This window comes from Parendozoicomonas haliclonae (genome assembly GCF_900174585.1).
Taxonomy (GTDB): Bacteria; Pseudomonadota; Gammaproteobacteria; order Pseudomonadales; family Endozoicomonadaceae; genus Sansalvadorimonas; species Sansalvadorimonas haliclonae.
Window position 1 is genome coordinate 44,839 of record NZ_FWPT01000001.1, and the last position, 13,152, is coordinate 57,990.

The 13,152-nt window shown below is 52.5% G+C and carries 9 protein-coding genes; 6 read left to right on the top strand and 3 right to left on the bottom strand.

Features of this window, described 5'->3' with window-relative positions; all coding sequences use genetic code 11:
- Positions 1-13 precede the first annotated feature (13 nt).
- From infB to EHSB41UT_RS00265, 6 genes are all read left to right on the top strand, one after another.
- Positions 14-2,542: a translation initiation factor IF-2 gene (infB, locus tag EHSB41UT_RS00235; RefSeq protein WP_087105748.1), complete on the top strand. Its 2,529-nt coding sequence runs from the start codon at positions 14-16 to the stop codon at positions 2,540-2,542.
- Positions 2,543-2,710: 168 nt separating this feature from the next.
- Positions 2,711-3,121, top strand: coding sequence for a 30S ribosome-binding factor RbfA (gene rbfA / locus EHSB41UT_RS00240; RefSeq protein ID WP_087105750.1), 411 nt, complete (start codon positions 2,711-2,713; stop codon positions 3,119-3,121).
- Entirely contained in the window at positions 3,121-4,056 is a 936-nt protein-coding gene (gene truB / locus EHSB41UT_RS00245; RefSeq protein ID WP_087105752.1) for a tRNA pseudouridine(55) synthase TruB, read from the top strand. Before rbfA ends, truB begins: the two co-directional genes overlap by 1 nt.
- Positions 4,057-4,412: 356 nt before the next feature.
- The gene (gene rpsO, locus EHSB41UT_RS00250; RefSeq protein WP_087105754.1) at positions 4,413-4,682 is read left to right on the top strand and encodes a 30S ribosomal protein S15; all 270 of its coding nucleotides are present in this window, start codon (positions 4,413-4,415) and stop codon (positions 4,680-4,682) included.
- A gap of 532 nt (positions 4,683-5,214) precedes the next feature.
- Positions 5,215-7,317, top strand: a complete 2,103-nt coding sequence (gene pnp, locus EHSB41UT_RS00260; protein ID WP_087105758.1) for a polyribonucleotide nucleotidyltransferase — start codon at positions 5,215-5,217, stop codon at positions 7,315-7,317.
- Positions 7,318-7,474: 157 nt separating this feature from the next.
- Complete coding sequence (locus tag EHSB41UT_RS00265) at positions 7,475-8,542, top strand: SGNH/GDSL hydrolase family protein (RefSeq protein ID WP_087105760.1); 1,068 nt, start codon at positions 7,475-7,477, stop codon at positions 8,540-8,542.
- Between the two features lie 76 nt (positions 8,543-8,618).
- Here the strand turns inward: EHSB41UT_RS00265 and rpoD are convergent, their stop codons facing one another.
- The 3 genes from rpoD to rpsU all read right to left on the bottom strand — a co-directional run bounded on the left by rpoD (position 8,619) and on the right by rpsU (position 13,115).
- Positions 8,619-10,448, bottom strand: a complete 1,830-nt coding sequence (rpoD, locus tag EHSB41UT_RS00270; RefSeq protein ID WP_087105762.1) for an RNA polymerase sigma factor RpoD — start codon at positions 10,446-10,448, stop codon at positions 8,619-8,621.
- A 270-nt stretch (positions 10,449-10,718) separates the two neighbouring features.
- Positions 10,719-12,662: a DNA primase gene (gene dnaG / locus EHSB41UT_RS00275; RefSeq protein ID WP_087105764.1), complete on the bottom strand. Its 1,944-nt coding sequence runs from the start codon at positions 12,660-12,662 to the stop codon at positions 10,719-10,721.
- A gap of 237 nt (positions 12,663-12,899) precedes the next feature.
- Positions 12,900-13,115 (bottom strand): 30S ribosomal protein S21, encoded by a 216-nt coding sequence (gene rpsU, locus EHSB41UT_RS00280; RefSeq protein ID WP_087105766.1) that lies wholly within the window; start codon positions 13,113-13,115, stop codon positions 12,900-12,902.
- Between the last annotated feature and the right edge of the window lie 37 nt (positions 13,116-13,152).

Below are 13,152 nucleotides of genomic sequence, written 5' to 3' on the forward strand. Positions count from 1 at the left end.
GAGGAGAAGTTTTATGGCAGATGTAACAGTACAACAACTTGCCGAGGTGGTCGGAGCTCCACTGGAACGCCTGCTCAAGCAGATGAGCGACGCAGGTCTGCCCCATAAAAAGGGTGATCAGTCCGTTTCTGATGCTGAGAAGGCGCAACTGCTTTCCCACCTGCGCAATTCCCATAAGGGTGGCGTAGATCCGTCTACCCTGCCTAAGGATGCAGAACCTAAGCAGGTCACCCTGAAGCGTAAGACCGTAAGCCAGATGAAAGTAGCTGGCGGCAGCGGCAACAAGCAAAAGATTGTTAACGTAGAAGTTCGCAAGAAGCGTACTTTCGTTAAGGAAGATGCCAAGGCAGATCTGGACGCGCAGAAGAAGAAGCGCGAACAGGAAAAAGGCCGTGATGATCGTCGCAAGGAAGATCGTGCGGCTACCGATCGTCGTCGTGACAATGTTCGTCGCGATGAAGACGGCGCACGTCGTACTGCTGACGCACGTCGTAAGGAAGAAGGTGATCGTCGTCCACGTCGTGATGATGTACGTCCATCTCCTGCACCTGTAGCTGCGGATGCACCTCCACCGCCTCCAAATGAGGATGATCGTCGCCGTCGTCGCGCTGCTCCTGGCAGCAAGAAGAAAGGTGAGCGTGATGATGACGATGATCGTCGTCGCGGTAAGGGTGGCAAGGGTCGTGGCGGTCGCGATGATCGCGGTGGCCGTAAGCCGCTGTCCCGTAAGCCACTGCGTTCTTCCGAGTTTGATCAGCACGGCTTCACCAAGCCTACCGCTGCGGTAGTGCGTGAAGTTGCGATTCCGGAAACCATTACTGTTGGTGAACTTGCTAACAAGATGGCTGTTAAGGCCGCTGAAGTTATCAAGTACATGTTCAAGCTGGGCACCATGGTGACCATCAACCAGGTTATCGATCAGGACACTGCATCGATTGTGGTTGAAGAAATGGGTCACAAGGTCAAGCTGGTTAAGGCGGATGCACTGGAAGATTCCCTGCAGGACGCTGTCGCTCAGAGTTCTGGTGAAGAAGTTACCCGTGCGCCGGTTGTGACCGTAATGGGTCACGTTGACCACGGTAAGACCTCCCTGCTGGATTACATCCGTAAAGCCAAGGTTCAGTCCGGCGAAGCGGGTGGTATTACCCAGCATATCGGTGCGTACCATGTAACCACCGATCGCGGCATGATCACCTTCCTGGATACTCCAGGACACGCGGCGTTTACCGCAATGCGTGCCCGTGGTGCCAAGGCGACCGATATCGTAATCCTGGTTGTTGCTGCGGACGACGGCGTAATGCCTCAGACCGAAGAAGCGATCCAGCACGCGAAGGACGCTGGCGTTCCTCTGGTTGTGGCCGTGAACAAGATCGATAAGGAATCTGCGGATCCTGATCGTGTGAAGAACGAGCTGGCTGTACGTGAAGTTATCCCTGAAGAGTGGGGTGGTGACACTCAGTTCATCAGTGTGTCTGCTCACACTGGTCAGGGCATCGACGACCTGCTGGAAGCGGTATTGCTGCAATCCGAAGTTCTGGAACTGACTGCTGTTGCAGATGGTCCGGCGAAGGGTGTGGTTATCGAATCCCGTCTGGACAAGGGTCGTGGCCCTGTTGCTTCCGTACTGGTTCAGTCCGGTACTCTGAAGAAAGGCGACAACGTTCTGGTTGGTCAGCAGTTCGGCCGTATCCGTGCGATGCTGGACGAAAACGGCAAGCCAATCGACGAAGCTGGCCCATCCATTCCGGTTGAGATTCTCGGCCTCGACGGTACTCCGGATGCCGGTGACGACATGCTGGCTGTACAGGACGAGCGTAAGGCCCGTGAAATTGCACTGTTCCGTCAGGGCAAGTTCCGTGAGGTTAAGCTGGCCCGTGCACAGGCTGCCAAGCTGGAGAACATGTTCAAGGACATGGGTGCCGACGAGAAGCGTACTCTGAAGGTTGTTCTGAAGACCGACGTACGTGGTTCCCTGGAAGCGATCACCGCTGCGCTGCATGAGCAGGGTAACGATGAGGTGGATGTTAAGGTTATCTTCGGCGGCGTAGGTGGTCTCACCGAAACCGACGCTAACCTGGCTCTGGCTTCCAACGCGATTCTGGTTGGCTTCAACGTACGTGCTGACGCGTCTGCCCGTCGTATCGTTGAGTCTGAAGGTCTGGATCTGCGCTACTACAGCGTAATCTACGACATCATTGACGATGTGAAACAGGCTCTGACCGGTATGCTCAAGGCTGAGTTCCGTGAGCAGATCGTGGGTGTTGCCGAAGTACGTGACGTATTCCGTGCGCCTAAGATCGGTGCGGTTGCCGGCTGTATGGTTATCGAAGGTACCATGTTCCGCAACGAACGCATCCGCGTACTGCGTGAAGACGTGGTTATCTACGAAGGTGAGCTGGAATCCCTGCGTCGCTTCAAGGATGACGTTAACGAAGTTCGCACCGGCTACGAATGTGGTATCGGCGTTAAGAACTACAATGACGTCAAGGTTGGCGACAAGATCGAAGTTTACAAGTCTGTTGAAGTTCAGCGGACCCTGTAAGCGCCGGTACGCTAGCGTACATTGACGTAACAGCCATGAGCTGAAAATGCCCACATCAAGCATGAACATGCGTGGGCATTTTTACGGAACAAGCAGAAAGGCGTGCGGCGCGACTTTGGTCACCTGCACGCCTTTTTTCGTAAAGCATGCTTCTAGAAGAATCAAGCTATGCCAAGAGAATTCAGTAGAACCCAGCGCGTTGGCGACCAGATTCAGCGTGAGCTGGCCACCATTCTGCAGCAGGATATGAAAGACCCGCGCCTCGGTATGGTTACCGTGAGTGCGGTAGAGGTAAGTCGGGATATGGCTTTTGCCACCATTCACGTGACCTTCCTGGGTCTGGATGGTGAGCAGGAAATTAACGAAGCTGTTGAGCTGCTGACTGAAGCGGCCGGCTTCCTGCGTACCGAGCTGTCTCACCGGATGCGTCTGCGCTTCACCCCAAAACTGCGTTTCCGTTACGACGGCAGCCTGGTGCGTGGCCGCCACATTTCTTCCCTGATTGATCAGGCTCGTGCCAACGATTCAGCCAATGTTGCTGATGTGGCAAAGCAGGATGAAGAGCAGGAGGATAACTGATGTCTGGTGGTCGTCGTCGTTTTCGTGGTCGTCCCGTTAACGGGATTGTAGTGGTCGACAAGCCGATCGGTGCTTCTTCCAACCAGGTTCTACAGCAGGTTAAGCGTCTGTATGGCGCTGCGAAAGCCGGTCACACCGGTAGCCTCGATCCGCTGGCAACTGGCGTGCTGCCGGTGTGTCTGGGTGAGGCGACCAAGTTGTCCCAGTACCTGCTGGACTCTGACAAGAGCTATCGCACTACTGCCAAGCTGGGCATTCGCACCAATACTGGCGATGCCGAAGGTGAGGTGGTTGCCGAGCGTCCGGTTGCTGTCACTGAGTCTGATCTGGAGCCGGTTCTGGCCAAGTTCCGCGGTCCGATCGAACAGGTTCCGTCCATGTTCTCCGCGCTCAAGCACAACGGCAAGCCGTTGTATGAGTATGCCCGTCAGGGTATCGAGATTGAGCGTCCGGCCCGTAAGGTGAACATCTACCGTCTGACTCTGATTGAGTTCCGCGGCGATGAGCTGGTGCTGGAAGTGGACTGCAGCAAGGGTACTTATATCCGGACTCTGGTTGAGGATATCGGAGAAATGCTGGGCTGTGGTGCCCACGTTGCCGAACTGCGTCGCTTGAAGGCCGGTCCTTACGAGGAAGAGCAGTCCTACACCATCGAAGAGCTGGAAGAGATTCGTAACAATGGTGGCCATGCCGCTCTGGATGCGATTCTTCTGGATCAGGATTCTGCCGTTAGCCATTGGCCGCAGGTGCTGCTGGGTGATAGCAGTGCTCACTATGTCAGCCAGGGGCAGCCGGTGCAGGTTTCCCGCGCGCCGACTTCCGGGTTTGTGCGCATTTACCATCAGGTTGAAGGTGCACCGAATATCTTCCTCGGTATCGGTGAGATCCAGGATGATGGTTTGGTGGCTCCACGCCGCTTAGTGGCTAAAAACTGAGCGCAGCTAGCTGAAGAGAAAGGCTGACTGCGTAACTCCCGATGTTTGCTGAGCTCTGGTTCCCATGCTCTGCGTGGTAACCCATACCGCTAGCGACCAGATGTAGATAGGTATGCATTCCCACGGAGGACCGTAGGGACGAGACTTGGCGAATTTTGCGATAACCTCTATTTGCGCTGGAATCACTCGTAACATTTTTGAGGTGATTTGCGGGGTGAATAATCGGGAGGAACGGTTTAGAATACCGCTTCTTTATAAATGACTGGCTTCTGGCTGGTCATTTGTGATTTCGGGGTGGCTGTTAATATGCGCGGCTATTCCCTTGATTGATGCATATTTTTAATAGGAGTTACACAATGTCTCTGACTGTAGAGCAAAAGGCTGAAATCGTAGCCAAGTACGCCCGTGGCGAGAACGACACTGGTTCCCCTGAAGTTCAGGTTGCTCTGCTGACCGCTAACATCGAAGGTCTGCAGTCCCACTTCAAGGCACACATCCACGATCACCACTCCCGTCGTGGTCTGATCCGCATGGTTAACGCTCGTCGTTCCCTGCTGGACTACCTGAAGAAGAAAGACGTTGAGCGCTACCGTGCTCTGATCCAGAGCCTGGGTCTGCGTCGTTAATAGCTCCTCAAGAGCTTCTGGCCTGCTTCATTTTCTTATTGCTCAGGCAATGGGTGAGGCGGTCGGCATCGGCGAAGTTTACTTTTCCGGTGGACTTTGTATCCCTGTTTCTTGCAGATGGGGGTACAATTGACAGGACACCGCTTCCGTAACCCGTAAGGGGAAGGTGGCGGTGTTTTGTTATATGTTGTGTTTGTAGCTGCGTTGTTAACCGTGCCAGTGATCGGTGCATTAACAGACAGCTTGCCAAGGCTGGCTCTATACAGAGTGAAAGCGTTGGCAACCGGTTCCTGGTTGAATCTGGAATCGGCAAGAAGACACCTCGATGCCAGAACATCGTTTTTTATGTTCTCACGGGGTGCAGCGCTGACTGATGGCGAACTTATATGCCCGGGTGCAATCCAGAGTGCAGGGCGAATACAGAAGCTTATGGCTGTATTCTGGATTGCATCCCAGTCAGGCGGCATTCATCCTGCCGCCCAGAAGGTCGCAGCGTCAGTCAGGTTTGGTTGAAAGTTGAAAGGAAATAATTGTGAAACCTGTAACTAAGACGTTTGAATTTGGTGGCCAGCAGGTCACTCTGGAAACTGGCCGTATGGCTCGTCAGGCTGATGGTGCTGTTGTAGCAACCATGGGCGATCTGGTTGTTTTGGCAACTGTTGTTGGCGCTCATAGCTGCAACGAAGGTCAGGACTTCTTCCCACTGTCCGTACACTACATCGAAAAGACCTACGCAGCTGGTAAGATCCCTGGTGGCTTCCTGAAGCGTGAAGGCCGTCCTTCCGAAAAAGAAACTCTGACTTCCCGTCTGATTGACCGTCCTATTCGTCCTCTGTTCCCTAAGGGTTACATGAACGAAGTTCAGGTCATCATCACTGTACTGTCTACCGACAAGAAGAACGATCCAGACATTCTGGCCATGATCGCCACTTCCGCAGCTCTGGCTATCTCCGGCATTCCATTTGCTGGTCCTATCGGTGCAGCCCGTGTTGGTTTTGACGAAGAGAAGGGTGGTTACATCCTGAACCCTAGTTACGAAGACCTGAAGGCTTCCGAGCTGGACATGGTGGTAGCCGGTACCGAAAACGCGGTACTGATGGTTGAATCCGAAGCGAAAGAGCTGACCGAAGACGAAATGCTGGGTGCGGTTCTGTTTGCTCAGGAAGGCTACCGTGGCGCCGTTCAGGCGATCAAGGAATTTGCCGCTGAAGCTGGCAAGCCAACCCGTGAGTGGACTGCTCCTGTCGTAAACACCGAGCTGAGCGACGCAATCAAGGCATCTTACGCTGGTAAGATTGCTGACGCTTTCGCTATCGCTGAAAAGCAGGTGCGTAACAACACTCTGGGCGATCTGCGTCGCGCGGCTGTTGAGCAGTTCGCTGTTGAAAACGGTCCTTCCGCTGGTGAAGTTCAGGGTCTGTTCGGCAAGCTGGAAAAAGCGCACGTACGTAACGCTATCCTGGATGGCAAGCCACGTATCGACGGTCGTGACACCAAGACTGTACGTCAGCTGCACATCGAAGTTGGCGTTCTGCCAAAGACTCACGGTTCCGCTCTGTTCACCCGTGGTGAAACTCAGGCTCTGGTAACCACTACTCTGGGTACTGCCCGTGACGCACAGCTGATCGACAGCCTGGAAGGCGAAAGCCGCGATTCCTTCATGCTGCACTACAACTTCCCTCCTTACTCTGTAGGTGAGTGTGGTCGTATGGGTGGTGTTGGTCGTCGTGAAATCGGTCACGGTCGTCTGGCTCGTCGTGGTGTTGCTGCGGTACTGCCAAACGAAGAAGAGTTCCCATACACCCTGCGTGTGGTTTCCGAGATCACTGAATCCAACGGTTCCAGCTCCATGGCTTCCGTATGTGGTACTTCTCTGGCGCTGATGGACGCTGGTGTTCCTCTGAAGGCGCCTGTTGCCGGTATCGCCATGGGTCTGATCAAGGACGAAGACGGCCGTTTTGCTGTTCTGACCGATATCCTGGGTGACGAAGATCACCTGGGCGACATGGACTTCAAGGTTGCCGGTACTGCTGAAGGTGTCACTGCCCTGCAGATGGACATCAAAATTCAGGGTATCACCGAAGAGATCATGGAGATTGCTCTGGAACAGGCGCTGGAAGCTCGTCAGACCATCCTGTCCCAGATGAACCAGGTTATTGCCAGCTCCCGTACCGAGCTGAACGCTAACGCGCCAATGACCATGACCCTGAAGATTCATCCGGACAAGATCCGTGACGTTATCGGTAAGGGTGGTTCTACCATCCGTGCTCTGTGTGAAGAGACTGGTGCGTCCATCGATATCGCTGACGATGGTCAGGTTAAGATCTACGGTGAGAACAAAGACGTTTGTCAGGCGGCTTACGACAAGGTATTCGGTATTACTGCTGAAGCTGAAGTTGGCAAGATCTACGAAGGTAAGGTTGTTCGTATCGTTGAGTTCGGTGCGTTTGTTAACATCCTGCCAGGTCGTGATGGTCTGGTTCACATCTCCCAGATCTCTGACGAGCGTGTGAACAATGTTAGCGATTACCTGAGCGAAGGCCAGATGGTTAAAGTTGTGGTTATGGATGTTGATAACCGTGGCCGCATCAAGCTGAGCATGAAAGAACTGGCTAACGCGCAGGATCAGGAATAATTCTGACTCCTAAACCGTTCCCGGTTTGATAAGAGGCGATCTTCGGATCGCCTTTTTTTATGGTTTTTCTTCCGTCAAATGAGAGATGGCTGTTTTGCTGATTGCTTGTTCAGCGTCTAGTGTGACTCAACCCTTCCCGTTAGCTGGACAACTGATTATGCGCTTTGTTGTCACTCTTGTTCTGATTCTTTTCTCATCTTTTGTCGGGGCTACGACTTCTGCAGGTATTGTCGTCTTTGGGGATAGCCTTAGTGACCAGGGTAATAATTGCTGGTGTGAAGATGATGGGCGTAGTGGTAAAAGCAAAGGCGCACCTCTAACAAACTGGCCGGGAGTCCCGTTGGAAAGAAACCATGGTGTAGTCTGGTTTCAGTATCTCTCAAAAAAGCAATATGGTGTGGACTCTGTTCCAAGCAGTCAGGCGGTGCCTGAGGATCTGGCTATCAATGCAGCATGGGCAAGCGCTGAAACAGGGGATAATTATTTAAATGATCTTGCCGGTGCCCCTTTCCCTGTTGGCGAAAATTGTAATGGTGCAGGTTTGTTTGCGGGCTACAGTTGTGTGCCGGGAGTGTTGCGACAGGTGCAGCTTTTTCTTGCATCAGATGTGAAGAGTAAGAAAGAGCGGCAATACCTGATTTTTGCCGGTGGTAATGATGTGATCGATAACATCCTGCGTATTGAACAATGGGCTAAGCGTGAAAAGGATAAGCTGAGCTATTACTTTAACCTTGCAGGCGGTATCGCCAACTTGCTGAATGAAAAGCAGGCTGATGCTTCGTCCGGGCATCAACAATTGGACTTTCCTATATCCAACACTATTTCAGCAGTCAATTTACTGGTTAAGGCTGGGGTTCCTAAAAGTAATATTGCAGTAATGAATCTCCCGGACTTGTCTCGTACACCTATTGGTCATGAGCTAACGAGCGGTAAGCCGTTTCTTAATAAGCTGCTGAAGGGCTTCTGTAGCGGTTATGACAAGGTTCTGAAAGTGGAGATGGTTCTGGCAGGTTTTTCGGAAGTGAAGGTTATTGATATCTATAGCTGGCTGAATGAAGTTCTGGATAATAAAGACGCTAATCACTTTGTTTATGGGGCTGAAACCAGTTGTGTGGCAGCGCATAAGCAGGAGGCGTGTGATGGCTACTTTTTCTTTAATGGCAAGCATCCGACAACACAGATTGGTCATCGCTTGCTGGGTGAGTGGGTAGCAGGGCAGCTCTAATCTTTTTAAGTTAAATGAAGCCAATAAAAAAGACGCCGGGTGGCGTCTTTTTTATTGCGGGCTCTAACCGGAGAGCTTATTGCTCGTCCAGAAAGCTGCGCAGGTGGTCAGAACGGGTAGGGTGACGCAGCTTGCGCAGAGCCTTGGCTTCGATCTGACGGATACGCTCACGGGTAACGTCGAACTGCTTGCCCACTTCCTCAAGGGTGTGGTCAGTGTTCATATCGATACCGAAGCGCATGCGCAGAACCTTGGCTTCACGAGCGGTCAGACCACCCAGAACCTGACGGGTTGCTTCACGCAGGCCTTCAGAGGTTGCGGAGTCAATTGGGGAGCTGATGGTGGTATCTTCAATGAAGTCACCCAGATGGGAGTCTTCATCGTCACCGATCGGCGTCTCCATGGAGATTGGCTCTTTGGCAATCTTCAGAACCTTGCGGATCTTGTCTTCCGGCATTTCCATACGTTCTGCCAGTTCTTCCGGAGTTGGCTCGCGGCCCATCTCCTGAAGCATCTGGCGAGAAATACGGTTCAGCTTGTTGATCGTTTCGATCATATGAACCGGGATACGGATGGTGCGCGCCTGGTCAGCGATAGAGCGGGTAATCGCCTGACGGATCCACCAGGTGGCATAAGTGGAGAACTTATAACCACGACGGTATTCAAACTTGTCCACTGCCTTCATCAGACCGATGTTGCCTTCCTGAATCAGGTCCAGGAACTGCAGACCGCGGTTGGTGTATTTCTTGGCGATAGAAATAACCAGACGCAGGTTGGCCTCAACCATCTCTTTCTTGGCGCGGCGAGCACGGGCTTCACCGATAGACATCTGACGGTTGATATCTTTGATGTCGGTCAGCGGCAGAGCAATTTCGTCTTCAACAGCTTTCAGCTTGCGCAGGGCACGGACAATCTCAACACGCTGGGCATTCAGGCTGTTTGCCAGGTTCGGGTTCTGCTCAATCAGCTGGTCCAGCCAGTCCAGATTGGTTTCGTTGCCCGGAAACTCTGACAGGAAAGTCTTGCGTGGCAGGCGTGCTTTACGTACGCACAGCTGCATGATGGCTTTTTCGTTGGCACGGATCTGGTCCAGAGCGTTACGCACACGGAAGATCATCAGATCAACGATACGTGGAACCAGTTTGATGGCAACAAACAGTTCGGCAGTCGCGGCCATGGCTGCACGAGCTTCAGGGCTCTTGCGGCCGTGCTTCTCGATAATGTCCTGCGCGCCGAAGTGAGCTTGAGCCAGTTCGCCAAAACGGATTTTGGCTTCTTCTGGATCAGGGCCGGAGTTGTCTTCGCTTTCATCCTCATCGTCCTCGTCATCTTCGAGGGCGTCTTCAGGGATGTCGTCTTCGTCGCTGCTGGAAGCTTCTTCTTCGTCAACAGGGTCGATGTAACCGGTAAACAGATCGCTCAGGCGACCTTCTTCGTCAACGATACGCTGGTATTCGTTAAGAACCAGTTCAACGGTACCCGGGAAGTGAGCCAGAGCGGTAGAAACTTCACGCTGGCCTTCTTCAATACGCTTGGCGATCTGGATTTCGCCTTCGCGGGTCAGAAGCTCAACAGTACCCATTTCCCGCATGTACATGCGCACAGGGTCAGTCGTACGACCAGCTTCCTGTTCTACAGCGGCAAGTGCGGCGGCAGCTTCTTCTGCTGCGTCGTCATCAGTGGAGCTGTCGTCTTCGTCCAGGAGCAGGGAATCCGCATCAGGTGCTGTTTCAAACACCCGGATACCCATGTCGTTGATCATGCGGATGATGTCTTCGACCTGTTCCGGATCAGAAATATCATCCGGCAAGTGGTCGTTGACCTCCGCATAGGTCAGGTAACCCTGTTCCTTACCTCGGCTGATGAGCTCTTTCAGTCGGGATTGTTGTTGAGAATTTGCGGACATATCAACCCTTTAACAGCGAGACCTTTTCAAGACGAAATGTTCCCGGCGTATTGACAATAAGCGGGCAATTATAGCGTACAGGGCTTCCCGTATGCTATATGCCGAATACGAATACCCGGCATATAAACCGGGAGAAAATGATCAGGCTCCCCTTGCCTTAGCTGCTTTCCATGCGATGCAGCATTCATGTACTTCCACTAACTGACAATAGGCAGAAGACCGGGATAAGTAATTTGTTGGGGTTGACGGCCCGGATTTCAAGGCATTGTATCAGTGTTTTGTAGGATTTTCCTGTTGGATGATTTGTTTTTTCTCGAACCAGTCCTTTTGGCGCTTGGCGTGGAGCATGCGTAAACGATCCATGTCGCTTAGCTCTTTGTCACCTTGTTGTACGTCAACGGTCAAGCTTTTAAGGCAGTGTTCAAGTGTCTGCTCAGCGTTATCGGTGGGGATATCTGTCTTCATGAGCAGGGTCAGCCGTTCACCCAGACGGGTACCGTACCAGCTTCCAAGAACGCCATAGACACTTTCAACCGGATTACGAAGCAGTGATTCAACCAGCATGCCCAGAAAGCGAATATCTTCATCGCCAGACGACATATTCAGTTTGCTGGCATCAATCTGACTCGCGAGATCAGGCCGTTCCAACAGAAGACGCAGAGCTCGCTGCTGTGGGCGGAGCATAATGGACGGCGGCGGTGCCGGACGCTCTTCACCCTTTCCAAAAGGCCGAAATTTTTTGAAAGGCTTTTTGCCACCTTTATAAGGTTGGCTGCTATCAGTTGAACCGTAGTGTTCTTCAGCCTGATATGCGTAAGGACTGTCCTGATAGTTGTCCTGGGGCTGGTATGGGGCTTCGTAGGTTGTCGCAGGTTGCTGCTGATACGTTGGTGTACCCGCATCAATATTGGTCTGGATGATGGAGTTCACCGTTTCGGTGCCAAGATCGCTGATATCACCCAGCTTCTTGATCATCAGACTTTTGAATGAGCCTTGTGGCAGCTTATGGATAAATGGCGTGACCTTATGCACAAGCCGCGCTTTGCCATCCAGTGTTGTGGTATCGATTTCCTGCTCAAAGTGTTTGAAGAAGTAATCATCAAACGGCAGTGCCTGGGTTTTATCTTGCAGACGGGTCAGGAAAGCTTCCGGACCTTCGGTGCGTACCAGTGAATCCGGATCTTCTCCCTGCGGCAGAAACAGGAAGCGAATCTGGCGACCGTCGTCCATTACCGAAAGAGCATTCTCGAGCGCGCGCCATGCTGCCTGACGGCCGGCATTGTCGCCATCAAAGCAGAAGGTTACCTGGCTGGTGTGTTTGAACAGAATATTCAGGTGTTCGGCAGAGGTTGCTGTACCCAGTGTGGCAACCGCATTAGTAATGCCTTGCTGTGCCAGGGCAATTACATCCATATAGCCTTCAACCACCAGAATCTGGCTGAGGTCACGATTCGCCTGGCGTGCTTCGTACAGACCGTACAGCTCTCTTCCTTTATGGAAGACTGCCGTTTCTGGTGAGTTCAGGTATTTAGGTTTTTCATCACCGAGTACGCGCCCGCCAAAACCAATAACCCGACCACGCTGATCCCGGATAGGGAAAATGACCCGGTCACGGAAGCGATCATAGGTGGACTTACGCTCTTCGTTCTCAACAACAAGGCCGGCATCAAGTAATAGACGTAACCGTTCCGGCGTATTGCCCAGTTTCTGGATCAGGTTATCCCAGCCTTCCGGGGCATAACCTATCTGGAAGCGTTCAATGGTGGACTGATCGAGGCCGCGACGTTTCAGGTAGTCACTGGCCTTGTGGGAAGCGTCACTTGAAGCCAGTTGCTCGGCGTACCATTTGGCGGCGGTGGCCAGTTGGTTGTAGAGCGTATCGTAGCGTTCACGTTTCTCTGGTGAAGCTGAAGCTTCTCTCGGTACCTGCATGCCCGCTCGGCGAGCCAGCATTTCAACGGCTTCAGGAAAATCGACATGGTCGAAATCCATCACGAAGCCCATAGCATTACCGCTGGCCCCACAGCCGAAGCAGTAATAGAACTGTTTATCCTGATTGGCGGTAAAGGACGGAGATTTTTCTTTATGGAACGGGCAAAGACCCTGATGGTTGCGGCCGGCCTTTTTCAAGGTCATGCGTTCACCGATCACATCGATAATATCGGTGCGGGCCAGCAGATCATCTATAAAGCCTTGTGGAATCAGTCCCGCCATGATTTTGAACGTGCGCCCGGTATGTTGCTTCAGGATTTGAGTAGTGATTCACCACCCAAGCTATCACTCAATGATCGGTGATGTAAGGTGGATCTGGAATAAGGAAGAGATTTTATGGGGGGGGCTTAAAGCAAACAACCCTCTCCGGGGAGAGGGTTGTTCTCTGAAGTCGCTGGTACTCACATAAATCTATAAAGGAGAACCTTCAAAGACTAATGTGTGAACTCAGATGAGTTCTTAGTACAGGCGCTCGCGGCGACGCTGCTCGCGCTGCAGCTTCTTCAGATGGCGCTTGACTGCTGCTGCTGCCTGGCGCTTACGTACAGTGGTCGGCTTCTCGTAATGCTCGCGACGACGAACTTCAGAGAGAATACCGGCTTTTTCACAAGAACGCTTAAAGCGACGCAGGGCAATATCAAATGGTTCGTTTTCTTTAACCTTGACAGCAGGCATGCGGCCTCACCTTCCTTAAATATCTAGTAGTTAAAAG

What these genes read in the sequence shown, in the direction of transcription:
- infB (WP_087105748.1), top strand. Translation starts at nt 14, where the DNA reads ATGGCAGATGTAACAGTACAACAACTTGCCGAGGTGGTCGGAGCTCCA.
- rbfA (WP_087105750.1), top strand. Translation starts at nt 2,711, where the DNA reads ATGCCAAGAGAATTCAGTAGAACCCAGCGCGTTGGCGACCAGATTCAG.
- truB (WP_087105752.1), top strand. Translation starts at nt 3,121, where the DNA reads ATGTCTGGTGGTCGTCGTCGTTTTCGTGGTCGTCCCGTTAACGGGATT.
- rpsO (WP_087105754.1), top strand. Translation starts at nt 4,413, where the DNA reads ATGTCTCTGACTGTAGAGCAAAAGGCTGAAATCGTAGCCAAGTACGCC.
- EHSB41UT_RS00265 (WP_087105760.1), top strand. Translation starts at nt 7,475, where the DNA reads ATGCGCTTTGTTGTCACTCTTGTTCTGATTCTTTTCTCATCTTTTGTC.
- rpoD (WP_087105762.1), bottom strand. Translation starts at nt 10,448, where the DNA reads ATGTCCGCAAATTCTCAACAACAATCCCGACTGAAAGAGCTCATCAGC.
- dnaG (WP_087105764.1), bottom strand. Translation starts at nt 12,662, where the DNA reads ATGGCGGGACTGATTCCACAAGGCTTTATAGATGATCTGCTGGCCCGC.
- rpsU (WP_087105766.1), bottom strand. Translation starts at nt 13,115, where the DNA reads ATGCCTGCTGTCAAGGTTAAAGAAAACGAACCATTTGATATTGCCCTG.